Below are 24747 nucleotides of genomic sequence, written 5' to 3'. Positions count from 1 at the left end.
TGGGGGCATGGACCACACCTTCCTTTCCGCCCTCATCCTGCTGCTCTTGGTGTTGGACCCCCTGGGCAGCCTGCCGATCTTCATCCCCATCATGCGAGAGGTGCCCAAACCCCGAAGGGTTCGGGTGGCGCTGCGCGAGGTCGGCCTCGCCTTCATCGTGCTGATGGCCTTCATGTTCTTTGGGGAGTCGTTCTTGCGGGTGATGCACCTGTCGGAACGCTCGCTGGAGGTGGCTGGCGGGGTCATCTTGTTGATGGTGGCCATCCGCATGATCTTCTCCAGCCAAGGGGAGTCCGTGTACGGCACGGCACCTGGCCGCGAGCCGTTCATATTTCCCCTGGCGGTGCCCCTGTTGGCCGGCCCTTCGGCCATGGCCACGGTGCTGCTGTTGGCGTCTCGCCAGCCGGAAAAGATTTGGGAATGGATCGGCGCGCTGGCGGTGGCGATGGTGGTGTGTGGCGTGTTGCTGCTCAGCGCCGAGCGCATTCGCCGTTGGGTGGGCGACTCGGTCGTTTCAGCCCTTGAAAAGTTGATGGGGCTCGTGCTGACGGCCATCGCGGTGGAAATGATCTTGGCGGGGCTCAAGCGCTATTTCGTGGGCGGCCTGTAGCCCATATTGCAGGATGCGAAATGAACGTTTCGCATGGTGAAGTTTTGGCGTTCGACCGCTCGGTCGCATTTCTTGACATGAAATAGCGCCAATCACCATGTGAAACGAACGCGCCAAGCCTTTGATTTACAAAGGAAACAATTTCTAGGTCGCGCACTCCAAACGTCAAGCACTCGAAAGCCAAGGTCCTTAGGCTTGAGCCCGTTCCTGCTTTCTTTTTTCCCTGCATCCAAGGAGTGTTGACATGAGCAAGCTGACCCGCGAACAACAAGCCGCCGCCCTCGAGAAGGACTGGGCCGAAAACCCCCGCTGGGCGGGCATCAAGCGCGGCTACACCGCCGCCGACGTGGTGCGCCTGCGCGGCTCCGTTCAGGTGGAGCACACCCTGGCCAAGCGCGGCGCTGAAAAGCTGTGGGGCCTCGTGAACAGCGAGCCCTTCGTCAACGCCCTGGGCGCCCTGACCGGCAACCAGGCCATGCAGCAGGTCAAGGCCGGTCTGAAGGCCATCTACCTGTCCGGCTGGCAAGTGGCCGGCGACGCCAACAGCAACGGCGAGATGTACCCCGATCAGTCGTTGTACTCGGTCGACTCGGTGCCGAAGGTCGTGAAGAAGATCAACGCCACCTTTGCCCGCGCCGATCAGATCCAGTGGAGCGAGGGCAAGGACGACATCGACTTCTTCGCCCCCATCGTGGCCGATGCGGAAGCCGGTTTCGGCGGCGTGCTGAACGCCTTCGAACTGATGAAGGCCATGATCGAAGCCGGTGCCGCCGGCGTGCACTTCGAAGACCAACTGGCCAGCGCCAAGAAGTGCGGCCACATGGGCGGCAAGGTGCTGGTGCCCACCCGCGAGGCCGTGGCGAAATTGGTGGCGGCCCGTTTGGCTGCCGACGTGATGGGCGTGCCCACCCTGTTGGTGGCGCGCACCGACGCCGAAGCCGGTGACCTGGTGACCAGCGACATCGACGACAACGACAAGCCCTTCTGCACCGGCGAGCGCACCGTCGAAGGCTTCTACCGCACGAAGAATGGCCTCGACCAAGCCATCAGCCGCGGCCTGGCCTACGCCCCGTACGCCGACCTGATTTGGTGCGAGACGGGCAAGCCCGACCTGGCCTTCGCCAAGGCGTTCGCCGACGCGATCCACGCCAAGTTCCCCGGCAAGCTGTTGGCCTACAACTGCTCGCCGTCGTTCAACTGGAAGAAGAACCTGGACGACGCCACCATCGCCAAGTTCCAGCGCGAGTTGGGCGCCATGGGCTACAAGTTCCAGTTCATCACCTTGGCCGGCTTCCACAGCCTGAACTACTCGATGTTCAACCTGGCTTACGGCTACGCCCGCAACCAGATGAGCGCCTTCGTGGAGTTGCAAGAGGCCGAGTTCGCCGCTGCCGAGAAGGGCTTCACCGCCGTGAAGCACCAGCGCGAGGTGGGCACGGGCTACTTCGACGCCATCACCACGACGATCGAAGCCAACGCCTCGACCGCCGCGCTGAAGGGCTCGACGGAAGACGAACAGTTCTTCGACGCCAAGCACGGCTGAGCCGCGCCCTCTGAACTCTCCCGTCCCTGAAGGACTTTGGAGCCGCCCCCTTGGGGCGGCTCTTTTTTCTTGCGGCTTCGTCACCGATGGAGTGGCGTTTGCACAAGTTCACCGCGCTGCAACGCGCCGTCGGGTGCGGCCTTGGCACACTGGGTCGCCCTGAATCCCTGGACGAGTCCATGCGTGCTGTCCTGTCGGCAGTTTGTTTCGCCTTGCTGGTCGGTTGCGGGGGTGGCGGCAGTTCAACAACCGAGCCGCTCCCGAATCCGCCACCCGTGCCGCCCACCACGGCAGAGCGGGAGGTGCTGCCGGCCGACACCGACCCTGGCATTCGCACCGCTTTGTCGCCGCACCGCGTGCGCGCACCGAACATGGCATCGGCGCCAAAGGGCCGCTTGTTCGTGTTCCTGCCCGGCACGGGGGCCACCCCGGCGTCCTACCGACAGATCCTGCGCGTTGGCGCCGAGCGGGGCTACCACGCCGTGGGCCTGAGCTACCCCAATGCCGAGGCGGTTGGTGTGCTGTGCCTGCAGAGCTTGGATGCCGACTGCCACGGCAAAGTGCGCAACGAGGTGATGACGGGCACCGACGCCAGCCCGCTGGTGGCGGTGCCGACCACCGAATCCGTGCTCCATCGGTTGACGAAGCTTCTGCTGTGGCTGCACGCCCAGTCGCCCGCCGAGGGTTGGGGCGGCTTTTTGCGGCCCAACGGGGAGCCCGACTGGAGCCGCATCACGGTGGCAGGCCATTCCCAAGGCGGTGGCCATGCGGCTTGGATGGCGCAGCAGGTGGCCGTCCAGCGCGCCGTGTACTTCGCGTCGCCCGCCGACTGGGACGCGCGTCTCGATCGCCCCGCGGCCTGGGTGGCGCGGGGCTCGATGGCCACGCCAGCCCAACGGCAGTGGGGCTTTCTGCACGAGGACGATCCCTTGGTGCCCTTGGGCACCGCCACTCGCTTGTGGGCCGCGCTGGGCCTGCCCGGGCCGTCGACCCGCGTCGACGGCCTCCCGGCCCCATGGGGCGGCAGCCAACAGTTGCTGACCCGATTGCCTCCCAGCGCGGTGCCAGGCAGCGGCTCACCGGCGTACCACGGCGCGCCGGTGGCAGACGCAGCCCTGCCCCTGCTGGGGGACGGCTCCCCGGCCTATGCCGCGTTGTGGGCGGCGATGGTCTTTCCGGACTGAGCGACGCGGCCATCCGAGGCATCCCGCCTTCGTGTTTTGTCGCGGGGCCGACATGGCCGTGCACAAACGCGCCATGCCGGCGTTGAATCAAGGCGTACCCCGCGTTGACTGGCTAGAGTCGAAGGCTGCCATGCCTGCCGACCCCAAGCCCCCTCACGCACCGTCCCGACGGACCGCCTTGGCGGCCTGTGCAGGCCTGGGGCTGTCGGTGGGACCGAGGGCGGAGGTTCGTGCGGCGTCCGCCACCTTGACCATGGTCAACACGGTGTACCCCCCGTTCGTCAACGCGCCCAACCACCCGCTGGGCGAAGGCATGGACGTGGCCTTGGCCCGGGAGGCCCTGCAGCGCCTGGGACTGGGCCTGCGCCTGGAGTTGGTGCCCTGGCGGCGGGTGCTTCTGATGCTGCGCAATGGCCATGCCGACCTGACCACCACCATCAGCCGGCGCGAGGACCGCGAGGCCTACCTGCATTTCAGCGTCCCGTACCGACTCGGCGCCAACTACCGCTTCTCCACGCGGCGGGACTCGCCCTTGCAGATCGCCAGCCTGGCCGACTTGGGCCAGCTTCGCTTGGGCGTGATCGAGGGCTTCCATTACCCGCCAACGCTGATGACCCAGCCGGGGGTGCAGCGCGTCCCCGGGCGGGACATCGGATCGTTGGTGGCCATGCTCATGGCCAACCGTACCGACTGCGCGGTGGTCACCGCCATCGCCGGCGCTTGGGAGATCCGTGAGCGCGGCTTGGAACCCAAGCTTCGACGCCAGCCCTACGAGTACGTCAGCGACAGCCCCAACTACATGGCCTTTGCCAAGGCGCGTTGGCCGGCCGACACCGTTAAGTCCGTGTCGGAGGCCTTGCTCCAGATGGCCAAGGACGGCACCCAAGCCCGCATCGAGAAGCACTACCTCGGCTGACGGGCGAGCGGCCAGAATGCGGCCATGCCCTTGACCCTGCAAGATGCCGCGGCCCAGGCCGAGATGGTCCGCCTACGCCCACTGGGCCCCGAACGCCCTTGGCATTGGTTGGGCGCCGGCTGGCGAGATTTCCGCCGATGTCCCGGACCTGGGCTGCTGCACGGAATGGCAGCTTGGCTTTTCGGGGCGGCCTTGCTGACGCTGGCGGGCCAGCGTTTTTGGCTGCTGGCTGGGGCCTTCAGCGGCTTCCTGCTCGTGGCCCCGATCGTGGCCACTGCCCTCTATGCCGTGAGCCGGGCCCTGGCGCGGGGCGAGCCCATCGATTGGGCTTTGTTCTGGCGCAGTTGGCGGCCCGACAAGCCGGCGTTGATGGTCTTTGGCCTCTTGCTCGGTCTGGCGGGCACGGGATGGGTGCTGACTTCCGCGTCCTTGATCACGGCGGGGGCTCCTTCGCCGGTCAACAGCCCCATGGACTTCGTTCGGGTTGTGGTGCTGGCCCCAGAAGGTTGGCTGTTCGAGGCCTGGCTGTTGCTCGGGGCTGTGCTAGCTGCGCCCGTGTTTGCTTCCAGCGTGCTCACGATTCCCTTGCTGCTGGATCGCCGCATCGGCTTGTGGGCGGCGGTGCTGGTCAGCTGGCGTGCGGTCATCGACCAACCCGTGTTGATGGCGCAATGGGCTGGGTGGCTGATGGCGCTCACTGCCTTGGGCATGGCGCCCCTGCTGTTGGGCCTTCCGGTGCTTCTGCCGGTGCTGGCGCATGCCAGTTGGCACGCGTACCAGGACCTCGTCGACGCCAGCGCCCTGCCGGAGCGGGGCTGAGCATGGGCGGCTTCACCGAGGAACAGATCGCGCAGTTCGGCCTGACCTTTGGGGTCGGCGCCTTCATGCTTTACATGCTGTTCATCATCGTGCAGCTGGCGCGCGAGTCCAAGGCCGGGCGCTTCGGCACGTTCGTGTTGCTGCTGGTGCTGGGCTTTGGCTTGCTGGGGTTTGTGGCCAAAGGGGTGATCAAGTGGTTCATGGCCGGGGTGTGAGGGCCGGCGCCAGGTGGCGCTCGATGGCCTCGAAGACCTGTTGGCGGTAACGACCCAGATCGAAGTCGTGGGGCGCGGACGGCAGGTTCAGCACCGTGGGCGGGCGAGGGCTGCGCGACAAGGCCTTCAGCAAGAGCGCCGGTTCGTCGCGCAGCGCTAGGCCGTCGAACTCGGCATTCACCAGCAGGATGGGCAGGTCCAAGGCCGGGGCCAGTTGAACCGGGGATCGGGCGCGCAGGGTATTTTCGTCCAGCGACCCCACCATCGATTGGTTGAAGGCCAAGGTCAGCCCGCCCCGGCCGGCGGCCCGCCGTCGCCACTGCAGCCAATGGGTCATGTCGGTGCGTGGGCCGAAGGCCACCAGGGCTGCCGGGCGGGGTTGCAGTTCGTGGGCCAAGGCGAACGCCATGACGCCATGCCACGGATCGCTGCTCAAGATGGCCATTCGGCCCGGATCGATCTGGCCTTGCGACACCAGGTCGGTGATGGCGGCACGCAAGACGGTCCGGCGCGCCTCGATGGTTTCGGGGATGCTGGGCTTCACCGTCTCGATGGGCCAGCGCGCAACGCTGAACACGGCCCAGCCGCGCTGCGCCAGAAGCGCCGACAGCGGTTGAAAGTCGCCGTGGCTGCGGTCCAATTCGCTGAGCTCGCAGGCCAAGCAAATCACCGTGGGCTGGGGCCCGGCTGCACCCTGGGGCAGCAGCCACTGGGCGGCCAACGCATCGTTGGCGAGTTGCGCCTTGCGCCGCATCAGCGGCAGGGTCTCGGGCAACTGCGTGAAGGGCACGCCGGCGTGGGTCAATCGCCCTGCGGAGCGCTCGCCCACCCAGTATTCGGGCGGTCGGTGGGCCTCGCTGCTTTGCAAGAGATAGCGGTCACCTTGCCACTGCAGCAACTCCAGCCTCCGCCCTGGCAGGCTCGCGGCCAAGCCTTGGAGCAGGTCGGGCAGACGATCTCCCCAGAAGTGCGATTGGCCAGCGCTGACGGCACCCACGGCCCGGCAGTTGGATTCGTTGCGAATCAGGCGGTCCACGCGGCCCGGCAGCACCGCCACCACCTCCTCGCGCGGCGGGACCTCGGGCTGCAGTTGCCACCTGACGATGCCGACGCCGTCCCCGGCGGGGCGTTCGAAGAGGATCGTTTGCCGGTCGCCATCAAAGCCGAGGGGACTCCAGTCGGGTTGCGGCTTGCCCCAGTCCGCCGGCGCGTCACGCCATTGCGCTCGCTGGCCGGGCGCGGCAGTGTCGAAGGACCAGATCGGGTCGCCACCCGGACTCCAACGTTGCCGCCAACGAACGCGGCCCTCCGGATCGGCCCACCACTGAGACGCGATCTCGTCAACGCCGACGCGCATGGCTTGGGAAACGGTGCCGGTGAGGGCATCGAGCCGGATCAGGTCGCGCTGGGTCGCGCTGCGCAGCAGCACGCTGGACGCCGAGGGGCAGGCCTCGGGCACCAAGGTGCTGGGCACGTTGGTCCACGATCCGGGTTGGTCGTCTTCGAGCACTTTGGCCCGCTGGCCATCCAAGTCGACGGCGGCCCAGCGGTAGATGGGCAGGCCCCATTCGCCGGGCAAGCCTTCGTTGGTGGTTCGGGTCACGCTCAGCAGCAGTCGGCCGTTGCCTAGCCAGCGCACCAAGCGCACGGTGGTGTCGGCTTGTCGCGTCGCGTAGGCCGCCTGCGCTTGGCTGCCGTCCACCTTGCGGGTGACCACCCCGTGCCAATCGCCGCGCCGCACCATGCCGGCCATGCGGCTGCCGTCGGGCGACAACTGCGGGTCCTCCAAGCCGCCGGGCAGGGCGAACGCGGTCGGTGGCAGGGCAGGGCCGTTGCTTGGGCCGGCGGCCATCGCGCTCATGGTCGTTAGCAGGAGCAGGGCAAAGCCGCGACGGAAGCGGACGGGGACGTTGGGCATGGAGGTCGATGCGGAGGCAGGATCGAGGAACGAGGAACAGGCCCGAGGCGGGTGTCGTGGCCCCCGTGGCGCGCGCATTCTGGCCAACTCGGCACAATCCGCCCCCGTTCGTTTTAGGGAGGGGTCTACCCCGATGCTCACGCCGCGCATGGCCGAGTTGCTGAACCGCATCCAGCGGGCCAAGCGGCCGGGCTACCACCACCTGTCGCCCCAGCAAGCCCGGGTGGCCTACCGCATGGGGGCCGAGATCCTTGACCTCCCCCGCGCGCCGCTGGCCCGCGTGGAAGACGTGGCGCTGCCGGGGCCGGCGGGGGCGATGCCCGCCCGCCTGTACGCCCCGTCGACCGAGGCCTTGCCAGTGATGCTTTACCTGCACGGCGGGGGCTTCACCATCGGCGGGATCGAAACCCACGACAGCCTGTGCCGCCAGTTCGCCCTGCGCGCTGGGGTGGCGGTGCTCTCGCTGGACTATCGCTTGGCGCCCGAGCACCCGTTCCCGGCGGCGGTGGACGACACCTTGGCGGCGCTCCGTTGGTTGGCGGCCCATGCCGGGGAACTGGGCTTGAACGGCGCGCGTCTGGCCGTGGGCGGCGACAGTGCAGGGGGCACCCTGGCCGCGGTGGCCGCCTTGACGGCGCGCGATGAAGGCATTCCGCTGGCCTTGCAGCTCCTGATCACCCCCGGCACCACCGCGCGTTGCGACACGGAAAGCCACGCCCGCTTTGCCAAGGGCTACCTGCTGGATGCCGAGGCCATTGCGTGGTTCTTCGACCATTACGCCACCGACGCCCAACGCGACGACTGGCGCTTTGCGCCGCTCTTGGCGGACGATCACGAGGGCGTGGCGCCGGCCTGTGTGTTGCTGGCCGAAGCCGACCCCTTGGTGGACGAGGGCGTGGCCTATGCCGACCGCTTGCGTGCGGCCGGTGTGCCGGTTCAACTCGAACTCTTCCGTGGCGTGACCCACGACTTCATCAAGATGGGCCGGGCCTTGCCCGAGGCCCTGGACGCCCAGGCCGTTTGCGCCCAGGCCTTGCGCGACGCCCTGCTGGAGACGCCATGAGCACCCACATTGAACCCTTGCGCGTGCGCTGGAACGAAGTCGACGCCCAAGGTATCGTCTTCAACGCCCAGTACCTGGCCTACCTGGACGTGGCCAGCACCGGCTACTGGCGTGCGCTCGGCTTGCCGTACCCGATGGCGCTGCAAGCCTTTGGCGCCGATGTGGTGCTGGGCAGTTGCGCGCTGGACTTCCGCGCGCCGGCGCGCTTCGACGAGCAGCTGCACTGCGTCATGGGCCTGCAGGCCTTGGGCCGAACGAGCGTGACCCTGAGCGCCACCCTGCGGCGGGGGCACGTGGTGCTGCTGACCGCGGAGATGCGCTACGTCGTGGTGGACGCCACCAGCCTCCAGCCCGTTCCCATCCCCGAAGCCCTGCGCCAGGCGATCCAAGCCTTCGAAGACGGACAGGCCATGGTGCAGGTGCAGGTGGGCGCCTGGGAGGCGCTGGGGGGCGACGCCCAGCCCATCCGCCAGCAGGTGTTCGTGAGCGAGCAAGGCATCGCGGCCGACTTGGAGTGGGACGGCGCGGACCCCGACTGCACCCACGCTGTGGCCTACAACCGGGTGGGGCAGGCCCTGGCCACCGGGCGGCTGCTGGAGCACGTGCCCGGCACGGCCAAAGTGGGGCGCATGGCGGTGCTGCCCGCGGCGCGCGGCACCGGCGTTGGGGCCCAGGTGCTGGAGGCCTTGATGCAGGCCGCCCGCCAGCAGGGCTTCCGCCAGGTGCTGCTGCACGCCCAAGCGTCCGCGGTGGGCTTTTACCGGCGGGCGGGCTTTGTGGCCCGCGGGGCCCCTTTCGAAGAGGCCGGCATCGAGCACCAGGAGATGGTGCGCAGCTTGTGAGCGTCGGGCAGGGGCCCGCTCAGGGCTTGGCCCATTGCTCGAAGTAGGCCGCCACGCCGGCGTCGCCCATCTTGCGCGCGTCGGCCAACTCGCCGCCTTGCGTGGCATGCACGGCCTCGCCCTTGGCGTTCAGCACGGCCACGGCAGGAATGCCTTTCTTCAGCGGCACGCCGTAGCGCTCGGCGATGTCCACGTTGACGTTGAAGCGCCCGACGTTGACCTTCACGACCTGGTAACGCTGCTGGATCAAGGGGGCCACGGCCCCGGACTTGAAGCTGGCGTCGAGCATCTTGCAGTCGCCGCACCAGTTGGCCCCGAACACGACCAGCACTTGTTTTTTGTGGCGTTGGGCATCGAGCAAGGCACTGCGAATGTCGGCCTGTGCGTCGGCCGATTCGTCGTAGGGCCCTGCGGCCGGGTTGGCCTGGGCGGCCATGGGGCCGAGAAAGGCCAGGGTCAGCGACAGCGTCAGGGGCAGGAAGTTGCGCATGGGAGGTCTCAGTGTGGGGCTTGGCCGGCGCGGAAGGTCTCGACGAAGACCTCGCGGTGCCGGTCGGTGGGCATGCCGGAAAGGGCCCGGGCCATCCAGGCCTCGCCGTCGGCCATTTGGTTGGGCGTGTGGCCGCGGTAGCTTTCCATCCAGGTCATTTGGGATTCGGGCCGCTCGCTGAGCACGATCTGCAAACCCGGCAGGGCCGCACAGGCGGCACGCGCGGCCTCGCGCCAGCGCGCCCGCCAGGCTTCGGCGTCGTTCAGGTCGAGCTTGAAGTACACGTGCAGGCGCACGGGGCTGGTCGGGGCGTTCATTCGGGGGCCTTCACGGCGTAGGGCAGGGTGGCGCGGGTCAGAGGCGTGCCGCCGGCCAGCAAAAGGACGTCGCTGCCCTCCCACGCACTGAGTTGGACCTCGGCCAGCACCGCCGCTTGACCGTTCCATTGCGCGCTTGCCACCACCTCGCCCACGCCCGAAGCCGGATCGCTCGACGCCACCAGCTCGCTGCCAGGCGCCGCACGGCCGCCGGTCAACAACTGGGTGCGGCGCTTCACCGTGCCGCGGTACTGGCTGCGTGCCACCACCTCTTGCCCGGGGTAGCAGCCCTTCTTGAAGTTCACGCCGCCCACCAACTCCCAGTTCAGCATTTGCGGCACGAAATGCTCGGCCGTGGCCGCACGCACCCAGGCCAGCCCCGCATGCACCTCGGCCCAGTCCCAGGCGTCACGGGGCAGGGATTCCGCGCCTTCAAGCGCTGGGTCGCCCAGGTGCCAGGCCCGCGCGTGGCCTTCGGCGTCTGGCAAACGAATCCACCCGCTCTGCACGCCCCAAGCGGGCAGCGCTGGAACGGCGGCGCCGATGACGCCCCAAACAGGCGTCTCGTCGCTGGCGTCCCGCAGCTTGACCTTGGCGCGCAGCACGAACATGGACAAGCGCTTGAGCAAGGCGGGCAGCACGTCCCGGGGCAGGATCAAGGCGATGCCCTCCGCCGACTCGCGAACCAGCGCGAAGTTGGCCATCAGGCGCCCCTTGGCCGAGCAGTAGCCCCCCAGGCGGGCCTGGTCGGTGGGCAGGTCGGTGACGGACTGGGTGAGTTGGCTGTGCAGGAAGCTGGCGGCGTCCGGGCCTTCGGCGCGGATCAGGCCCCAGTCGTCCAGGCGGCAGGCGCCGTGGGGGAGGGAGGTCGTCATGGCGGCATTATCAGAAGGGCGGCAAGGGGCCGAAGGGGGCAGGGGCAAGGCCGATGGCGTCCGCGGCGTGGGATCATCCGCGCCCCATGAAACGAGTTCTCGCAACCCTCTTGGCGCTCGCGCTCTTGGCCCTGGCTGCGACCGCGGCTTGGGCCTGGCGCTGGTGGCAGCAGCCCCTGGGTCTGGCGGCCGAGGTGGTGGAGCTCACGGTGGAGCCGGGCCAATCGCCCCGAGCGGTGGCGCACGAATGGGTGGCCGCCGGTGTGCAGACCGACGAGCGACTGCTGTACTGGGCCTTTCGCCTGTCGGGGCAAGCACCGCGCATCCGTGCCGGCAGTTTCGCCGCGCAACAGGGCGACAGCCCAGAGCGCCTGTTGGCCAAGATGGTGCGCGGCGAGGAGACCCTGGAGCAAGTTCGCTTCCTGGAGGGCTGGACCTTCGCCCAGGCCCGGGCCGCGCTGGCGGCGGCGCCCGGCTTGCGCCAAACCCTGGCCGGGCGCAGCGACGCCGAGGTCATGGCCGCGCTGGGCGTGCCGCACGTGCCGGCCGAGGGTCGCTTTTTCCCCGACACGTACCGCTACGGGCGTGGCGTGAGCGACCTCGTGGTGCTCAAGCAAGCCTGGTTGGCGCAACAGACCCGGCTCGAGCAGGCGTGGGCCCAGCGGGCCGAGGGATCGCCCCTGCGCACCCCGGACGAACTGCTGACCTTGGCCTCCATCGTGGAGAAGGAAACCGGCCGCGAAGCCGACCGGGGCAAGGTGGCGGGGGTCTTCGTGAATCGCCTGCGGATCGGCATGCGCCTGCAAACCGACCCCACCGTGATTTACGGCCTGGGCTCCCGCTTTGACGGCGACCTGCGCAAAGTCGATTTGCTGACCGACACCCCCTACAACACCTACACCCGCGCGGGACTTCCCCCCACGCCGATCGCGCTGCCCAGCCAAGCGTCGCTGCTGGCGGCGGCCCGGCCGGCCGACACCAAGGCCCTGTACTTCGTGGCCCGGGGCGACGGCAGCAGCGAGTTTTCCGAGACCCTGGAGGCGCACAACCGCGCCGTGAACCGCTACCAACGATGAGCCGACGACCCGTTTTCATCACCATCGAGGGCATCGATGGCGCCGGCAAGAGCACGCACTTGGCCGCGATGGCCCAGCGCTTGCAAGCCGCCGGTGCGACCGTGTGCCTCACCCGGGAGCCTGGCGGCACCCCCTTGGCCGAAGACCTGCGCGCCATGGTGCTCAACCGCCCCATGGACCCGCTCACCGAGGCCCTGCTGGTCTTCGCTGCGCGGCGCGACCACGTGTTGAACGTGATCCAGCCCGCCTTGCAGCGGGGCGAGGTGGTGCTCGCCGACCGCTTTGCCGACGCCAGCTTTGCCTACCAAGGCGGCGGGCGCGGCGTGCCCCTGGCGCAGTTGAATGCGCTGGAGGCCTGGGCCTGCGAGGGCTTGCAACCCGACCTGACCCTGTGGTTCGACCTCGATCCGACCGAAGCCGCCCAACGCCGGGCCCGCGCCCGCGAGGCCGACCGCTTCGAGGCCGAAGACCTGGCCTTCTTCGAGCGCGTGCGGGCCGGTTACGCCGCCCGGGCCGCCGCCCAACCGGCGCGGTTTGCGCGCCTGGATGCCGGGCAAAGCCTGGACACGGTGGCGGCCGCCGTTCGGGCCGTGATGGCGGAGCGCGGCTGGTGAGTGCCGTGGCCCGTCCGCCCTGGGTCGAGCGCGCCTTGCGCGAGGCCTTGCAGATCCAGCGCTCCCACGCTTTGTTGATCGCCGGGCCCTCGGGCCTCGGCCAGTTCGAATTGGCGCAAGCCCTCATGGCGGCTTGGCTGTGCGAAGACCATGCCCCCGGCAGCCCGGCCTGCGGCCACTGCGCGGCCTGCCACCTGGTGGGGCAACGCAGCCACCCCGACGCGACCTGGTTGCTGCCGGCGGCACGCCGCGTGGCCCTGGGCTGGGAGCCGGTGGAAGAGAGCAGCAGCAAGGCCAAGCCCAGCCAGGAGATTCGCATCGACGAGGTGCGGGCCGTGCTGGGCTTTGCGCAGAGCACGCCGGCGCGGGGCGTGGCCAAGGTGATCGGGGTGTTCCCCGCCGAGGCCATGAACACCATCGCCGCCAACGCCTTGCTCAAGACGCTGGAGGAGCCCGGCGGGGTGCTGCGCTTCGCCATCGCCACCGAGGCCCTGGACGAGTTGTTGCCCACGGTGCGCTCACGTTGCCAAATCTTGCCCCTGCGCATGCCACCGCGTGAGGAGGCGGCGGCCTGGCTGGAGGCCGAGGGCGTGAAAGACGCCGCCGCGCTGTTGACGCTGGCGGGAGGGCAGGTGCTGCGCGCCCAAGCCTGGGCCAGCGCCGGCTGGGACGTGAGCAAGTTGCACGCCTTGCCCCGGGCCGTGGCCCAAGGCGACCTGGGCGCGTGGTCGGCCGCCACGCCGGCGCAGCTGATCGACCTGCTGCAGCGCCTGGTGCACGACCTCCTGGCCGTGGTGGCGGGCGCCCCTGCGCACTACTTTGCCGGCGTGGCGCTGCCCAAGGTGCGCCACGCCGCGCCGCTGCAGCGCTGGGCGGCCAGCCTGCGCGAGGCCCGGCAGCGCAGCGATCACCCCTTGCAATGGGCCCTGTGGTTGGAAGCCCTGGCCTTGGAGGGGCAACACGCATTGCGGGCCGCTTGCCAACCCATAAACTCCGCCGCATGAGCGAACCCCTGGACCGCCCCTCTCAGTTGGCCCCTAGCGGCGGCGCCTTGCGCCCGGGCGTGATCCAACTCGTGTTCAAAGAGAAGGGCGCGCTGTACGCCGCCTACATCTCGGTGTTCGCCGATGGCGGCCTGTTCCTGCCCACCACGCGGGACTACAAGCTGGGCGAGGACGTGTACCTGCTGTTGGCCCTGCCCGACGACCCCGGCCGCTACCCCGTGGCCGGCAAGGTGGCCTGGATCACCCCGGCCAACGCCCCCGGGGGCCGCACGCAGGGCATCGGCGTGAAGTTCCCCAGCGACGAGAAGACCAAGGGCATCAAGCACAAGATCGAAGAGATCTTGGGCACCAGCATCTCTTCGTCCAAGCCGACCCAGACCGTTTGACGCGCGCGGCCCTTGGCCGCCCGCTTGCGCCCATGTTCATCGATTCCCATTGCCATCTCAGCTTCCAGGAGCTGCGGGCGCAGCTGCCCGCCATCTTGGACGCCATGCGCGGCGCGCAGGTGCATCAGGCCATCTGCATTGCCACCACCCTGGAAGAGTTCCCAGCGGTGCTGGCCTTGGCCGAAGCCCACGACCACTTGTTTGCCTCGGTGGGCGTGCACCCGGACAACGAAGGCGTGCGCGAACCCACGGTGGACGAGCTGGTGCGCTTGGCGGCGCACCCCAAGGTCGTGGCCATCGGCGAGACCGGCTTGGACTACTACCGCTTGAACGGCCGCACGGTGGCCGACATGGCTTGGCAGCGGGAGCGTTTTCGCGTGCACATCCGGGCGGCCCAGGCCACCGGCAAGCCTTTGGTCGTGCACACCCGCAGCAGCAGCGAGGACACCCTGGCGATCTTGAAGGACGAGGGCCGCGGCGCTGTGCGTGGCGTCTTCCATTGCTTCACCGAGGATCTGGCCACCGCCCAGGCGGCGATCGACCTGGGGTTTCACATCAGCTTCTCCGGAATCGTCACCTTCAAGAACGCCCAAAGCATCCGCGACGTGGCGCAGGCCATGCCCCGCGACCGGGTGCTGATCGAGACCGACAGCCCCTACCTGGCGCCCGTGCCCTACCGCGGCAAGCTCAACACCCCGGCCTACGTGCCCCACGTGGCCGAGACCCTGGCCCAGCTCTGGAACGAACCGGTCGCGGCCGTCGCGGCCACCACCTCGGCCAACACGCGCGCCCTGTTCGCGCTGCCGGAGGCCGCATGAAGCGCCGGCCCTGGAAGGGTGGGGCGGGGGCCCTGGCGGCCTTGGCGGTGTTGACCGCCCTGACCGTGGCCGCGCCCGCCAGGGCCGAGAGCGAGGCCGAGCGCGAGTTTTTCCAGGTGGTCGAGCTGGACAGTGGCCCCAGCGTGGCCGCGAAGCTGCGCGCCGGCCAGGACCCGAACGCGCTCAACGCGCGTGGACAGGCCCCCCTGCATTGGGCGCTGCGCCACCAGTCGGCGGCGGCCCTGCAAGCCTTGCTGGCCGACCCCCGCACCGACGTGAACTTGCCCAATGCACTGGGCGAAAGCCCCTTGGCCTTGGCCGCCTTGCGCGCCCGCTTGGACTGGGTGAAGGCCCTGGTCGCCCGGGGGGCGCGCGTCACGCCCGCGCCGGGCTCGGCCCAGTGGCATGCCTTGCACTACGCCGCCAGTGGCGAGGACCGGGGCGTGGTGGCTTGGCTGGTGGAGCAGGGCGCCGAGCTCGACGCCCGCAGTCCCAACGGCAGCACGCCGCTGATGTTGGCCTGGGGCTACGGCTCGGTGGATGCCGCCCGCTGGCTGATGCAGCGCGGCGCCCACACCGAGTTGCGCAACGAACAAGGGCTGTCGGCCTGGGATTTCGCCAAGCGGGCCGGGCGCGACGACCTCGCCAAGCGCTACGGGCTGAAGCCGCCGGCGCCCTGACGCCGTGTCAGACAAAACCTGACAAAGCGCCGCGCGCTGCGGCCACTGCCCACGGGGGCGGGCTTTGCCTAGAGTGACTCCATCGCAGTTTGATCTTGGAGTTCCCCATGGCCCACCGCCACGAAGCCTTTGCCAGCCCCTTCGCCCAACTGATCGACCCCGCCGCCTTCAGCGCCGCCGTCGCCCACTCGGAGCGTTTGGCCCGCTTGAAGAGCCGTGTGTGCCGTCCCTTGGACAAGCCGTTGATCCCGCTGGTGCGCAACGCCGAGCAAGAGCGCTTCGACCGGGAAGTCGAGCACGCCCGGTCGCGCGATTTGGCGGCCGAACTGGCCTTCGCCGACACCCACTGAGGGGGTCAACCGGCCGTCAGCACTCCACGATGTTGACGGCCAAACCGCCGCGGGCGGTTTCCTTGTACTTGGTCATCATGTCAGCACCGGTGTCGCGCATGGTCTTGATGACCTTGTCCAGGCTCACGAAGTGCGTGCCGTCGCCGCGCAGCGCCATGCGGGCGGCGTTGATGGCCTTGACCGACGCGATGGCGTTGCGCTCGATGCAGGGGATCTGCACCAGGCCGCCCACCGGGTCGCAGGTCAGCCCGAGGTGGTGCTCCATGCCGATCTCGGCGGCGTTCTCCACCTGGGCCGGCGTGCCCCCCATGACGGCGCACAGGGCGCCCGCGGCCATGCTGCAGGCCACGCCCACCTCGCCCTGGCAACCGACTTCGGCGCCGCTGATGGAGGCGTTCTCTTTGTAGAGGATGCCGATGGCCGCGGCGGTCAGCAGGAAGTCGATGACGCCTTGCTGGTTGGCGCCGTGCACGAAGCGCGTGTAGTAGTGCAGCACCGCCGGCACGATGCCGGCCGCGCCGTTGGTCGGCGCCGTCACCACGCGCCCGCCGGCCGCGTTCTCTTCGTTGACGGCCAGGGCGTAGAGGTTCACCCAGTCCATCACCTGCAGCGGATCGCGCAGCGCGGCCTCGGGGTTGGCCATCAGGTCGCGGTGCAATTGGGCGGCGCGGCGCTTGACCTTGAAGCCGCCCGGCAGGATGCCTTCGGTCTGGCAGCCGCGCTTCACGCAGGCCTCCATCACCGACCAAATCTTCAACAAACCGGCTTCGATCTCGGCGTCCGAGCGCCAGTGGCGCTCGTTGCGCCGCATCACCTCGGCGATGCTCAGGCCGTACTTGGCGGTCAGCGCGAGCAGTTCCTCGCCGCTCTTGAAGGGGTAGGGCAGCACCGTGGCATCGGGCGCGATGACCTTTTGCTTGCTGCCGTCGGCCGCCACCTCGTCGCTGACGACGAAGCCGCCGCCCACCGAGTAGTACACGCGGTTGGCGATTTCCGCGCCGTCGGCGTCGAAGGCCAGGCACCGCATGCCGTTGGCGTGGAAGGGCAGGGACTCCCGGCGCTTGAAGACCAGGTCCTTGGCCTCGTCGAAGGCGATGTCCTTCATCCCCACCAGGTTCAGCGCGCCGGCGCGGATGGCGTCCAGCAGGGCCGGGATGGCCTCCACGTCCACGGTGTCGGGCTCGTGCCCGGCCAGGCCCAAAAGCACGGCCTTGTCCGAACCATGGCCCTTGCCGGTGGCGCCCAGGCTGCCGTACAGCACGACCTGCACGCGCGCGGTGCGCTCGAGCAGGCCCTCGCCGTTCAGCCGCAGGCCGAAGAGGCGCGCGGCCCGCATCGGGCCCACGGTGTGCGAGCTGCTCGGGCCAATGCCGATCTTGAAGAGGTCAAACACCGACACGGCCATGGGGCGCTCCTGGGCTCAGATCAGGCGTTTTCGTACTCGGACAGGGGCACGCAGCTGCAGAACAGGTTGCGGTCGCCCCAGACGTTGTCCACGCGGCCGACCGGCGCCCAGTACTTCTGGCGACGCAAGGACGCCACCGGGTAGGCGGCTTCTTCGCGGCTGTAGGCGTGGGTCCAGGTGTTGCCGCCGCACACCAGGGCGGTGTGGGGGGCGTTGACGAGCGGGTTGTCGTCCTTGGGCACCTTGCCGGCTTCGACGTCGGCGATTTCCTGTCGGATCTGCAGCATCGCGTCGATGAAGCGATCCAGCTCGGCGCGGCTTTCGCTTTCGGTCGGCTCGACCATCAGCGTGCCGGCCACCGGGAAGCTCAGCGTGGGGGCGTGGAAGCCGTAGTCGATCAGGCGCTTGGCCACGTCTTCGGCACCCACGCCGCTGCTGTCCTTGAGGGGCCGCAGGTCCAAGATGCACTCGTGGGCAACGCCGCCGCCCTTGACGCCGGGGATGTTGCCGCTGAAGTGGATGTCGTAGGCGTCGCTCAGGCGGGCGGCCACGTAGTTGGCGCTCAGGATGGCGACCTCGGTGGCCTTCTTCAGGCCGTCCGGCCCCATCAGGCGGATGTACATCCAGCTGATCGGAAGCACCGCGGCGTTGCCCCAGGGCGCGGCGCTCACGGCGCCGATGTTGGTGTCAGCGCCCAGGCCGGCCGTGCGGTGCGCGGGCAAGAAGGGCACGAGGTCGTCGACCACGCACACCGGGCCCACGCCCGGGCCGCCACCACCGTGGGGGATGCAGAAGGTCTTGTGCAGGTTCAGGTGGCTCACGTCGCCGCCGAACTCGCCCGGGGCGGCCACGCCCACCAGGGCGTTCATGTTGGCGCCGTCCACGTACACGCGGCCGCCGTGGCTGCGCACCATCTGGCAGATTTCCTTCACGTGCGTGTCGAACACGCCGTACGTGGAGGGGTAGGTGATCATGATGGCGGCCAGGTTGGCCTGGTGCTGCTCGCACTTGGCCTTCAGGTCGGCCAGGTCGATGTTGCCTTCCTTGTCGCACTTGGTGACGACGACCGTCATGCCCACCATCTGGGCCGAGGCCGGGTTGGTGCCGTGGGCCGACTCGGGGATCAGGCAGACGTTGCGGTGGGCTTCGCCGCGGCTTTCGTGCCAGGCCTTGATGGCCAGCAGGCCGGCGTACTCGCCCTGGCTGCCCGCGTTGGGCTGCAGGCTGATGCCGGCGTAGCCGGTGCACTGCGTCAGCCAGCCGCGCAGCTGCGCGTCCAGCTCCACGTAGCCCGCCAGCTGGTCGATCGGGGCGAAGGGGTGCAGGTGAGCAAACTCCGGCCAGGTGATGGGGATCATCTCCGTGGTGGCGTTGAGCTTCATGGTGCACGAGCCCAGCGGGATCATGCTGCGGTCCAGCGCCAGGTCCTTGTCCGACAGGCCGCGGATGTAGCGCAGCATCTCGGTTTCGCTGTGGTGGGTGTTGAACACCGGGTGCGTCAGGAAGGCGCTGGTCCGGCGCAGGTGGGCGGGGATCAGCGATTCGACGCCGGCGGCGTAGTCGGCCACGCGCAGCGTGCTGCCCGGGCTGAACCAGGTCCACAGGGCTTCGACGTCGGCACGGGTGCTGGTCTCGTCCAGGGCCACGCTGACGTGCTTGGCGCTCAGCTTGCGCAGGTTGGCGCCGGCGGCCAGGGCGCGGGCCATGACGGCGTCGGCGTCGCACTCCACGGTGATCGTGTCGAAGGCGGCGGGGGTGACGACCTTGGCGCCCAGCTGCTGCAGGCCGGCCGACAGGATGGCGGTGTAGCTGGCCACACGCTGGGCGATGCGCTTGAGGCCTTCAGGGCCGTGGTACACGGCGTACATGCTGGCCACCACGGCCGGCAGCACCTGGGCGGTGCAGATGTTGCTGGTGGCCTTCTCGCGGCGGATGTGCTGCTCGCGGGTTTGCAGGGCCAGGCGGTAGGCGGGAGCGCCTTGGGCGTCCTTGCTCACGCCGACCAAGCGGCCGGGCATCGAGCGCTTGAAATCGTCGCGGCAGGCCATGTACGCGGCGTGCGGCCCACCGGCGCCCATGGGCATGCCAAAGCGCTGGCTGTTGCCCACCACGATGTCGGCGCCGAATTCGCCCGGGGGCGTCAGCAGCGTCAAGGCCAGCAGGTCGGCGCAGACGATGAAGGCGGCTTGCTTGGCGTGCGCAGCGTCGGCGTGCTCCTTCAGGTCGTGGATCAGGCCGGTGGTGCTGGGGTACTGGCAAACGACGGCGAAGTAGTCGTTCTCGGCCATCAGCTGCGGGGCCATGCCGACCTTGACCTCGAAGCCCAAGGGCTTGCAGCGCGTCTGGATGACCTCGATGGTCTGCGGGTGGCAGTCGCCCGCCACGATCAGGGTGTTGCTCTTGCTCTTGACCGAGCGCTTGGCCAGGGTCACGGCCTCGGCGGCCGAGGTGGCTTCGTCCAGCATCGAACCGTTGGCGATGGCCATGCCGGTCAGGTCGCACACCATCGTTTGGAAGTTGATGATGGCCTCCATGCGGCCCTGCGAGATTTCGGCCTGGTAGGGCGTGTAGGCCGTGTACCAAGCCGGGTTCTCGAGGATGTTGCGCAGGATGACGCCCGGGGTGTGCGTGCCGCTGTAGCCCTGGCCGATGAAGCTCTTCAAGACCTTGTTCTTGCCCGCGATGGCCTTTAGCTCGGCCAAGCCCTGCGCCTCGGTGACGGCCGCCGGCAGTTGCATGCCCGCGCTGCGGCGGATGCTGGCCGGCACCACGGCGTCGATCAAGGCCGCGCGGCTGCTCACGCCGATGGCCGCGCACATCAAGGATTCGTCCACCGCGTCGGGCCCGATGTGGCGGGCTTGGAACTCGGCGTGGTCTTCAAGGGTGGAGAGCGGCGTGGGCATGGCGGTCAACGGCTAAGGCAAAGGGGCAAGGCGGGCAGGGCGGATCAGCTGTTTTTCAGCAGTTCGTCGTAGGCGGTGCTGTCCATCAGCGCGTCGATTTCGCTCGGGTTGGACAACTTGACCTTGAAGAACCAGCCGCTGGCCAGCGGGTCGCTGTTGGCCAGGCTCGGGTCGTCGCGCAGGGCTTCGTTCACTTCGGTGATTTCGCCGCTGACGGGCATGTACACGTCGGCCGCGGCCTTCACGCTCTCGACCACGCCGGCCACTTCCTTGGGGGCGTAGGCCTTGCCCACTTCGGGCAGGTCCACGAACACCACGTCGCCCAGCGCGTCCTGCGCGTGGACGGTGATGCCCACGGTGGCGGTGCCATCGCCGTGGACTTGGACCCATTCGTGGTCGGGGGTGTACTTGGTGCTCATGGGGTTCTCCTGGTTGGATGTCGTGGAACTGGATATTCGGCCGCGCGCTCAGCCGCGGAAATAGCGGTGCGGCGCGAAGGGCATGGGGGACACGGTCATCGGCACGCGCTTGTCGCGCACCAACGCAAACAGCGGGGTGCCTTGGGCGGCGTGGCTCGTGGCCACGTAGCCCATGGCCACCAGGTGACCCACGGTCGGGCCCAGGGTGCCGCTGGTGACGACACCGACCTCGGCGCCATCGGCGTTCACAAGCTTGGCGCCTTCGCGCACGGGCAGCTTCTCGGTGCTGCTCAGGCCCACGCGCTTGCGCGCGGCCGGGGCGCTGCCGCCGGGCAGTTGCGGGTCGATCACGGCAAAGCCGGGGTAGCCGCCGGCCCGGGCGCCCCCACTGCGGCGCACCTTTTGGATGGCCCAGGTCAGCGCGGCTTCGGCGGGGGTGGTCCCGGTGTCGATGTCGTGGCCGTAGAGGCACAGGCCGGCTTCGAGGCGCAGGGTGTCGCGGGCGCCCAGGCCGATGGGTTTGACCTCGGGCTGGTCCAGCAGCAGGCGGGCGATGGCGATGGCGTCGCGCTCGTGCATGCTGATCTCGTAACCGTCTTCGCCGGTGTAGCCGCTGCGGGTCAGGAAGACGTCGAAGGCGTCCAGCTTGAAGAAACCGCCTTCCATGAAGGTCAGCTTCTCGACGCCGGGGGCCAGGCGGGCCAGGGCGGTCACGGCGGCGGGGCCTTGCAGGGCCAGCAGGGCGCGCTCGGGGCAGGGGACGACGCGGTCGCCGAGGTGCTTCTGAAGGTGGGCGATGTCTTGCTCTTTGCAGCCAGCGTTCACCACCACGAACAGGTCGTCGGGGCGGCGGCACACCATCAGGTCGTCGAGGATGCCGCCTTGCTCGTTCGTGAACAGCGCGTAGCGCTGCTTGAACACCGGCAGGTCGACGATGTCGACCGGCACCAGGGTCTCCAGCATCTGGGCGGCGTCGGCGCCGACCAGGCGGACTTGGCCCATGTGGGAGACGTCGAACAGGCCAGCGTGCGTGCGCGTGTGGCGGTGCTCGGCCAGGATGCCTTCGCGGTACTGCACGGGCATGTCGTAGCCACCGAAGGGCACCATCTTGGCGCCGAGTTCGACGTGGAGCGCGTGCAGGGGGGTCTTGTGGAGCGGGGCGGTCATGGGGCAGTTCCCTTGGGCAAAGACAAGTCGATCCATGGAACGCCTGAAGCGCCCCGGCTTGCCCTTGCTGTCCGCTTTACCTGAGAGATTGACCGGCTGGAGTTGACCCCCGTTCGGCTTGCCCCTTCGGTGGGCGGCTTCAAAAGCACGCCTCTCTCCAGCTCGGAACGCATCGCCTCGGGTCCTTTCGGTCCGTGCGGCCATGCGTGTGCCCAGTCCTTTTGCCTGAGCGTTCGGCCGGGGGTGAACCTGGCCTGCGCCTTCGGCGGCCCCCAAATGCCGCGGTGGGCAACGGGGCGCTCTCCTGAGCGGGGCGCATGATACCGGCATGGATCTTTTGCGCCGTGAATTCTTCGTCAGCAACGACCGCTGGGTGGCGGTGCCCTTGGGCGCCGACGACGCCCCGGCCTTGCAAGACTTCCTGGACGCCAACCCGCTTTACAGCCAGATCGTCAATGGGCGCCCCTTTCGCCCGGGCGAGGCGCTGGAGGAAATCACCGACGTGCCGCCGTTCGCGCACCGGCAGGCCCATGCCGTGGCGGTGCTGGACCGCGCATCGGGTGCGTGGCAGGGCTTCGTGTCCCTGGTGGACGGCCTGATCGACCCGGGCGTGTGCCACATTGGCCTGTTTTTGGTGGGCAGCGCTTGGCATGGCACCGGCTTGGCCACCGAGGTGTACACGGCGGTGGAGCAACGGGCGCGCATTTCGGGCGCACGCTGGATGCGTTTGGGGGTGGTGGTGGGCAACGTCCGGGCCGAACGCTTCTGGCGGCGCATGGGCTTTGACGAAGTGCGCCAACGCCACGGCCAACCCTACGAGGGGCCGTCGACCTCGGTGCGCGTGCTGTTCAAGCCCTTGGGGGCGGCGGGCCGATCCGAGTACCTCGCCTGCGTCGAGCGGGACCGGCCCGACTCCCCATAATCGCGCCCGTTTTCAAACGGGGATGGGTGCGATGTTGAAGAGCCGTGCGTTGTGGATCGCCTTGGCCGTGCTGGTGCTGCTGCCCGCGCTGTACTTCTGGGCCGCCCTGAACTGGAGCTACAGCAGCGGCGAGCGCGCCGGCTGGGTGCAGAAGCTGTCGCACAAGGGCTGGGTCTGCAAGACCTGGGAGGGCGAGTTGGCCCTGGTCAGCACGCCGGGCGCGCCCGTGGAGAAGTTCGCCTTCACCGTGCACGACGACGCCGTGGCCGCCGAGATCAACCGTTTGATGGGCCACCGGGTGGCCTTGCATTACGAGCAGAAGGTGGGCTTGCCGACGGATTGCTTCGGGGAAACGCGCTACTTCGTGACCGCCGTGAAGGCCACCGAGGAGGTGCAACTGGCGCCTGGGGTCGTGATGCCGCAAGGCGCCGCGGCGCCCCGGCCGGCGAGCAGCCCCGCTTCGGCCCCTTGAGTTTGGCTGCGATTCACAGCGCGTTGAGCGGGATCTTCAGGTAGCGCACGCCGTTGTCGTCCGCCGGCGGGAACTTGCCGGCGCGGATGTTGACCTGCACGGCGGGCAGGATGAGCACGGGCATGTCGAGTGTGGCGTCGCGGCGGGTGCGCAGCGCCACGAAGTCGGCTTCGCTGACGCCGTCGTGCACGTGGACGTTGTGCGCACGCTGGGCCGCCACCGTGGTCTCGAAGCAGACCTCCCGTCCTGCCGGCGGGTAGTCGTGGCACAGGAAGAGTCGCGTTTCTGGGGGCAGGCTCAAGAGCTTGCGAATCGACGCGTACAGGACCTTGGCGTCGCCGCCGGGGAAGTCGCAGCGGGCGGTTCCCACGTCCGGCATGAACAGGGTGTCGCCCACGAACACCGCATCCCCAAACTGGTAAGCCACGCAAGCCGGCGTGTGCCCGGGCACCGCCATGACCTGGCCCACCAAGGGACCCAGAGGGACGGTGTCGCCGTCCCCGAACAGGTGGTCGAACTGCGAGCCGTCGATTTTGAACTCGGGCTCCAAGTTGAAAACACCGCGAAAGACCTGCTGAACCCGCGTGATGTCGCGGCCGATGGCGATCTTGCCGCCCAACTTCGCCTTCAGGTAGGGCGCAGCCGACAGGTGGTCGGCATGGGCGTGCGTCTCCAGGATCCAGGCCACCTTCAGCCGGTGGGCCTCCACGTAGGCGATGACCCGGTCGGCGGACTCGTGCCGCGTGCGGCCGGACTTCGGGTCGTAATCGAGCACCGAGTCGACGATGGCGCAGGCACTGCCTTCGCCGCTGTGGACGACATAGGTCACGGTCCAGGTGGTGGGGTCAAACAGGCCGTGGACTTCGGGGCGGGGCAGGGCAACGTTCATGGGCGGGTTCCATCGATTCGATCATTAGTTTATTGACGAACAATATATCGGTCAATAAACTGTTGAATTCGCCGGCACCGGAATGCCTCCTCCATGATGAACCTCGATATGGACGCCATGCGGCAGGCTTCGCTGCAAGCCAGTCGCTTGATGAAGGTCCTGTCCAACCCCGATCGGCTGCTGATCCTGTGCCAACTGGCGCAAGGGGAGCGGCGGGTGGGGGAGTTGGAGGCCCTGCTGGGCATCGTGCAGCCCACCCTGTCGCAGCAGTTGACGGTGCTGCGCGACGAGGCCCTGGTGGTCACGCGGCGAGAGGGAAAGCACGTCCACTACCGCATCGACAACCCAGTGGTGCTGTCGGTGATCGACGTGCTTCATGCCAATTTCTGTGGAACCAAGGAACAAGCGCCATGACGATCGATTGGACGAACTTCACCCCCTGGTCATCCTTGACCGGCGGCCTGCTGCTGGGCGTGGCCTCGGCCCTCTTCATCCTCTTGAACGGCCGGATTCTGGGCATCAGCGGCATCATGGGCGGCTTGCTGCGGCCGCAGCGGGGCGACACGGGCTGGCGCTTGGCTTTCCTGCTCGGCCTGATGTCGGCTCCCCTGGTATGGCGCCTCGCGGCACCGGCCGCTGTAGTCGGCGCCCCCCGCATCGACGCCGGTTGGGGGCTGGTGCTCCTGGCAGGCGTGTTGGTGGGAGTCGGCACGCGCTACAGCGCGGGCTGCACCAGCGGGCACGGCGTGTGTGGCCTGTCTCGGCTGTCGCCGCGCTCGCTCGTGGCCACCCTGTCGTTCATGGCCGCCGGCTTCTTGACCGTGTTCCTGCTGCGTCATGCGGCCTGAGG

Annotated in this window: 28 protein-coding genes and 2 riboswitches; of the genes, 19 read left to right on the top strand and 9 right to left on the bottom strand. The window is 68.7% G+C overall.

Features of this window, described 5'->3' with window-relative positions:
• The first annotated feature begins 7 nt into the window (after nt 1–7).
• The 6 genes from EOD73_RS02200 (at nt 8) to EOD73_RS02175 (ending at nt 5287) form a co-directional block, all read left to right on the top strand.
• Complete coding sequence (locus tag EOD73_RS02200; protein WP_127680444.1) at nt 8–610, top strand: MarC family protein; 603 nt, start codon at nt 8–10, stop codon at nt 608–610.
• 244 nt (nt 611–854) lie between these two features.
• Nucleotides 855–2153: an isocitrate lyase gene (gene aceA / locus EOD73_RS02195; protein ID WP_127680443.1), complete on the top strand. Its 1299-nt coding sequence runs from the start codon at nt 855–857 to the stop codon at nt 2151–2153.
• A 275-nt stretch (nt 2154–2428) separates the two neighbouring features.
• On the top strand, nt 2429–3337 hold the full coding sequence (locus tag EOD73_RS02190) for a BPSS1187 family protein (RefSeq protein ID WP_127680441.1): 909 nt from the start codon (nt 2429–2431) through the stop codon (nt 3335–3337).
• Nucleotides 3338–3467: 130 nt separating this feature from the next.
• Nucleotides 3468–4253 (top strand): substrate-binding periplasmic protein, encoded by a 786-nt coding sequence (locus EOD73_RS02185; RefSeq protein WP_164845924.1) that lies wholly within the window; start codon nt 3468–3470, stop codon nt 4251–4253.
• 165 nt (nt 4254–4418) lie between these two features.
• Nucleotides 4419–5072, top strand: coding sequence for a DUF2189 domain-containing protein (locus tag EOD73_RS02180; protein WP_310733052.1), 654 nt, complete (start codon nt 4419–4421; stop codon nt 5070–5072).
• Nucleotides 5073–5074: 2 nt separating this feature from the next.
• Nucleotides 5075–5287, top strand: coding sequence for a DUF2788 domain-containing protein (locus EOD73_RS02175; RefSeq protein WP_127680435.1), 213 nt, complete (start codon nt 5075–5077; stop codon nt 5285–5287).
• On the opposite strand, the gene EOD73_RS02170 is transcribed toward EOD73_RS02175, so the two are convergent.
• On the bottom strand, nt 5271–7205 hold the full coding sequence (locus tag EOD73_RS02170; protein WP_127680433.1) for a S9 family peptidase: 1935 nt from the start codon (nt 7203–7205) through the stop codon (nt 5271–5273). The two genes, EOD73_RS02175 and EOD73_RS02170, sit on opposite strands and share 17 nt — an antisense overlap.
• A 148-nt stretch (nt 7206–7353) precedes the next feature.
• On the opposite strand from EOD73_RS02170, the gene EOD73_RS02165 reads away from it, so the two are divergent.
• Nucleotides 7354–8268 (top strand): alpha/beta hydrolase, encoded by a 915-nt coding sequence (locus EOD73_RS02165; RefSeq protein ID WP_127682371.1) that lies wholly within the window; start codon nt 7354–7356, stop codon nt 8266–8268.
• Nucleotides 8265–9110 (top strand): YbgC/FadM family acyl-CoA thioesterase, encoded by an 846-nt coding sequence (locus EOD73_RS02160; protein WP_127680431.1) that lies wholly within the window; start codon nt 8265–8267, stop codon nt 9108–9110. The genes EOD73_RS02165 and EOD73_RS02160 overlap by 4 nt, the downstream gene beginning before the upstream one ends.
• Nucleotides 9111–9129: 19 nt before the next feature.
• On the opposite strand, the gene EOD73_RS02155 is transcribed toward EOD73_RS02160, so the two are convergent.
• From EOD73_RS02155 to ygfZ, 3 genes are read right to left on the bottom strand one after another with little or no spacing between them, the layout of a single operon-like run.
• Complete coding sequence (locus EOD73_RS02155) at nt 9130–9600, bottom strand: thioredoxin family protein (RefSeq protein ID WP_240660557.1); 471 nt, start codon at nt 9598–9600, stop codon at nt 9130–9132.
• A gap of 8 nt (nt 9601–9608) precedes the next feature.
• A complete protein-coding gene (locus EOD73_RS02150; RefSeq protein WP_127680429.1) occupies nt 9609–9917 on the bottom strand; it encodes a DUF4936 family protein in 309 nt (102 codons plus the stop codon).
• Nucleotides 9914–10792, bottom strand: a complete 879-nt coding sequence (ygfZ, locus tag EOD73_RS02145) for a CAF17-like 4Fe-4S cluster assembly/insertion protein YgfZ (RefSeq protein WP_127680427.1) — start codon at nt 10790–10792, stop codon at nt 9914–9916. Before ygfZ ends, EOD73_RS02150 begins: the two co-directional genes overlap by 4 nt.
• Nucleotides 10793–10878: 86 nt before the next feature.
• Here ygfZ and mltG point away from each other — a divergent pair, with 86 nt between their 5' ends.
• The 7 genes from mltG (at nt 10879) to EOD73_RS02110 (ending at nt 15720) form a co-directional block, all read left to right on the top strand.
• Complete coding sequence (gene mltG / locus EOD73_RS02140; protein ID WP_127680425.1) at nt 10879–11868, top strand: endolytic transglycosylase MltG; 990 nt, start codon at nt 10879–10881, stop codon at nt 11866–11868.
• Nucleotides 11865–12482: a dTMP kinase gene (gene tmk, locus EOD73_RS02135; RefSeq protein WP_127680423.1), complete on the top strand. Its 618-nt coding sequence runs from the start codon at nt 11865–11867 to the stop codon at nt 12480–12482. The genes mltG and tmk overlap by 4 nt, the downstream gene beginning before the upstream one ends.
• A complete protein-coding gene (locus tag EOD73_RS02130; protein WP_164845923.1) occupies nt 12479–13486 on the top strand; it encodes a DNA polymerase III delta subunit-related protein in 1008 nt (335 codons plus the stop codon). The genes tmk and EOD73_RS02130 overlap by 4 nt, the downstream gene beginning before the upstream one ends.
• Nucleotides 13483–13872, top strand: coding sequence for a PilZ domain-containing protein (locus EOD73_RS02125; RefSeq protein ID WP_127680419.1), 390 nt, complete (start codon nt 13483–13485; stop codon nt 13870–13872). The genes EOD73_RS02130 and EOD73_RS02125 overlap by 4 nt, the downstream gene beginning before the upstream one ends.
• 32 nt (nt 13873–13904) lie before the next feature.
• Nucleotides 13905–14690, top strand: coding sequence for a TatD family hydrolase (locus tag EOD73_RS02120; RefSeq protein ID WP_127680417.1), 786 nt, complete (start codon nt 13905–13907; stop codon nt 14688–14690).
• The gene (locus EOD73_RS02115) at nt 14687–15370 is read left to right on the top strand and encodes an ankyrin repeat domain-containing protein (RefSeq protein ID WP_127680415.1); all 684 of its coding nucleotides are present in this window, start codon (nt 14687–14689) and stop codon (nt 15368–15370) included. The genes EOD73_RS02120 and EOD73_RS02115 overlap by 4 nt, the downstream gene beginning before the upstream one ends.
• Nucleotides 15371–15477: 107 nt before the next feature.
• Nucleotides 15478–15720, top strand: coding sequence for a hypothetical protein (locus EOD73_RS02110; protein WP_127680413.1), 243 nt, complete (start codon nt 15478–15480; stop codon nt 15718–15720).
• 16 nt (nt 15721–15736) lie between these two features.
• Here EOD73_RS02110 and EOD73_RS02105 read toward each other — a convergent pair whose 3' ends face one another.
• The 4 genes from EOD73_RS02105 to gcvT are packed head-to-tail and all read right to left on the bottom strand — an operon-like array spanning nt 15737 to nt 21614.
• Nucleotides 15737–17125 (bottom strand): L-serine ammonia-lyase, encoded by a 1389-nt coding sequence (locus EOD73_RS02105; RefSeq protein WP_127680411.1) that lies wholly within the window; start codon nt 17123–17125, stop codon nt 15737–15739.
• 20 nt (nt 17126–17145) lie between these two features.
• Nucleotides 17146–20028, bottom strand: a complete 2883-nt coding sequence (gcvP, locus tag EOD73_RS02100; protein WP_127680409.1) for an aminomethyl-transferring glycine dehydrogenase — start codon at nt 20026–20028, stop codon at nt 17146–17148.
• Between the two features lie 44 nt (nt 20029–20072).
• A complete protein-coding gene (gcvH, locus tag EOD73_RS02095; protein ID WP_127680407.1) occupies nt 20073–20447 on the bottom strand; it encodes a glycine cleavage system protein GcvH in 375 nt (124 codons plus the stop codon).
• 48 nt (nt 20448–20495) lie between these two features.
• The gene (gene gcvT, locus EOD73_RS02090) at nt 20496–21614 is read right to left on the bottom strand and encodes a glycine cleavage system aminomethyltransferase GcvT (protein WP_127680405.1); all 1119 of its coding nucleotides are present in this window, start codon (nt 21612–21614) and stop codon (nt 20496–20498) included.
• 57 nt (nt 21615–21671) lie between these two features.
• Nucleotides 21672–21785: riboswitch (glycine riboswitch) on the bottom strand.
• A gap of 32 nt (nt 21786–21817) precedes the next feature.
• Nucleotides 21818–21931: riboswitch (glycine riboswitch) on the bottom strand.
• 11 nt (nt 21932–21942) lie between these two features.
• Between gcvT and EOD73_RS02085 the strand changes: the two genes are divergently transcribed.
• Nucleotides 21943–22536, top strand: a complete 594-nt coding sequence (locus EOD73_RS02085) for a GNAT family N-acetyltransferase (protein ID WP_127680403.1) — start codon at nt 21943–21945, stop codon at nt 22534–22536.
• A gap of 31 nt (nt 22537–22567) precedes the next feature.
• A complete protein-coding gene (locus EOD73_RS02080; RefSeq protein ID WP_205702399.1) occupies nt 22568–23008 on the top strand; it encodes a hypothetical protein in 441 nt (146 codons plus the stop codon).
• Nucleotides 23009–23021: 13 nt separating this feature from the next.
• On the opposite strand, the gene EOD73_RS02075 is transcribed toward EOD73_RS02080, so the two are convergent.
• Complete coding sequence (locus EOD73_RS02075) at nt 23022–23897, bottom strand: MBL fold metallo-hydrolase (protein ID WP_127680401.1); 876 nt, start codon at nt 23895–23897, stop codon at nt 23022–23024.
• Between the two features lie 93 nt (nt 23898–23990).
• Here EOD73_RS02075 and EOD73_RS02070 point away from each other — a divergent pair, with 93 nt between their 5' ends.
• Both EOD73_RS02070 and EOD73_RS02065 read left to right on the top strand, forming a co-directional pair.
• Nucleotides 23991–24311 (top strand): ArsR/SmtB family transcription factor, encoded by a 321-nt coding sequence (locus EOD73_RS02070; RefSeq protein WP_127680399.1) that lies wholly within the window; start codon nt 23991–23993, stop codon nt 24309–24311.
• Complete coding sequence (locus EOD73_RS02065; RefSeq protein ID WP_127680397.1) at nt 24308–24745, top strand: YeeE/YedE family protein; 438 nt, start codon at nt 24308–24310, stop codon at nt 24743–24745. The genes EOD73_RS02070 and EOD73_RS02065 overlap by 4 nt, the downstream gene beginning before the upstream one ends.
• The last annotated feature ends 2 nt before the right edge of the window (nt 24746–24747 follow it).

This window comes from Inhella crocodyli (genome assembly GCF_004004565.1).
GTDB lineage: Bacteria > Pseudomonadota > Gammaproteobacteria > Burkholderiales > Burkholderiaceae_C > Inhella > Inhella crocodyli.
The sequence above is the reverse complement of the archived record's forward strand: the minus strand, read 5'-3'. Positions and strand labels throughout refer to the sequence as shown.

What these genes read in the sequence shown, in the direction of transcription:
- EOD73_RS02105 (WP_127680411.1), bottom strand. Translation starts at nt 17,125, where the DNA reads ATGGCCGTGTCGGTGTTTGACCTCTTCAAGATCGGCATTGGCCCGAGC.
- aceA (WP_127680443.1), top strand. Translation starts at nt 855, where the DNA reads ATGAGCAAGCTGACCCGCGAACAACAAGCCGCCGCCCTCGAGAAGGAC.
- EOD73_RS02110 (WP_127680413.1), top strand. Translation starts at nt 15,478, where the DNA reads ATGGCCCACCGCCACGAAGCCTTTGCCAGCCCCTTCGCCCAACTGATC.
- EOD73_RS02150 (WP_127680429.1), bottom strand. Translation starts at nt 9,917, where the DNA reads ATGAACGCCCCGACCAGCCCCGTGCGCCTGCACGTGTACTTCAAGCTC.
- EOD73_RS02170 (WP_127680433.1), bottom strand. Translation starts at nt 7,205, where the DNA reads ATGCCCAACGTCCCCGTCCGCTTCCGTCGCGGCTTTGCCCTGCTCCTG.
- EOD73_RS02120 (WP_127680417.1), top strand. Translation starts at nt 13,905, where the DNA reads ATGTTCATCGATTCCCATTGCCATCTCAGCTTCCAGGAGCTGCGGGCG.
- gcvT (WP_127680405.1), bottom strand. Translation starts at nt 21,614, where the DNA reads ATGACCGCCCCGCTCCACAAGACCCCCCTGCACGCGCTCCACGTCGAA.
- ygfZ (WP_127680427.1), bottom strand. Translation starts at nt 10,792, where the DNA reads ATGACGACCTCCCTCCCCCACGGCGCCTGCCGCCTGGACGACTGGGGC.
- mltG (WP_127680425.1), top strand. Translation starts at nt 10,879, where the DNA reads ATGAAACGAGTTCTCGCAACCCTCTTGGCGCTCGCGCTCTTGGCCCTG.
- gcvP (WP_127680409.1), bottom strand. Translation starts at nt 20,028, where the DNA reads ATGCCCACGCCGCTCTCCACCCTTGAAGACCACGCCGAGTTCCAAGCC.
- EOD73_RS02085 (WP_127680403.1), top strand. Translation starts at nt 21,943, where the DNA reads ATGGATCTTTTGCGCCGTGAATTCTTCGTCAGCAACGACCGCTGGGTG.
- EOD73_RS02125 (WP_127680419.1), top strand. Translation starts at nt 13,483, where the DNA reads ATGAGCGAACCCCTGGACCGCCCCTCTCAGTTGGCCCCTAGCGGCGGC.
- EOD73_RS02200 (WP_127680444.1), top strand. Translation starts at nt 8, where the DNA reads ATGGACCACACCTTCCTTTCCGCCCTCATCCTGCTGCTCTTGGTGTTG.
- EOD73_RS02155 (WP_240660557.1), bottom strand. Translation starts at nt 9,600, where the DNA reads ATGCGCAACTTCCTGCCCCTGACGCTGTCGCTGACCCTGGCCTTTCTC.
- EOD73_RS02180 (WP_310733052.1), top strand. Translation starts at nt 4,419, where the DNA reads ATGGCAGCTTGGCTTTTCGGGGCGGCCTTGCTGACGCTGGCGGGCCAG.
- EOD73_RS02160 (WP_127680431.1), top strand. Translation starts at nt 8,265, where the DNA reads ATGAGCACCCACATTGAACCCTTGCGCGTGCGCTGGAACGAAGTCGAC.
- EOD73_RS02075 (WP_127680401.1), bottom strand. Translation starts at nt 23,897, where the DNA reads ATGAACGTTGCCCTGCCCCGCCCCGAAGTCCACGGCCTGTTTGACCCC.
- EOD73_RS02065 (WP_127680397.1), top strand. Translation starts at nt 24,308, where the DNA reads ATGACGATCGATTGGACGAACTTCACCCCCTGGTCATCCTTGACCGGC.
- EOD73_RS02165 (WP_127682371.1), top strand. Translation starts at nt 7,354, where the DNA reads ATGGCCGAGTTGCTGAACCGCATCCAGCGGGCCAAGCGGCCGGGCTAC.
- EOD73_RS02080 (WP_205702399.1), top strand. Translation starts at nt 22,568, where the DNA reads ATGTTGAAGAGCCGTGCGTTGTGGATCGCCTTGGCCGTGCTGGTGCTG.
- EOD73_RS02070 (WP_127680399.1), top strand. Translation starts at nt 23,991, where the DNA reads ATGATGAACCTCGATATGGACGCCATGCGGCAGGCTTCGCTGCAAGCC.
- EOD73_RS02175 (WP_127680435.1), top strand. Translation starts at nt 5,075, where the DNA reads ATGGGCGGCTTCACCGAGGAACAGATCGCGCAGTTCGGCCTGACCTTT.
- EOD73_RS02115 (WP_127680415.1), top strand. Translation starts at nt 14,687, where the DNA reads ATGAAGCGCCGGCCCTGGAAGGGTGGGGCGGGGGCCCTGGCGGCCTTG.
- tmk (WP_127680423.1), top strand. Translation starts at nt 11,865, where the DNA reads ATGAGCCGACGACCCGTTTTCATCACCATCGAGGGCATCGATGGCGCC.
- gcvH (WP_127680407.1), bottom strand. Translation starts at nt 20,447, where the DNA reads ATGAGCACCAAGTACACCCCCGACCACGAATGGGTCCAAGTCCACGGC.
- EOD73_RS02185 (WP_164845924.1), top strand. Translation starts at nt 3,468, where the DNA reads ATGCCTGCCGACCCCAAGCCCCCTCACGCACCGTCCCGACGGACCGCC.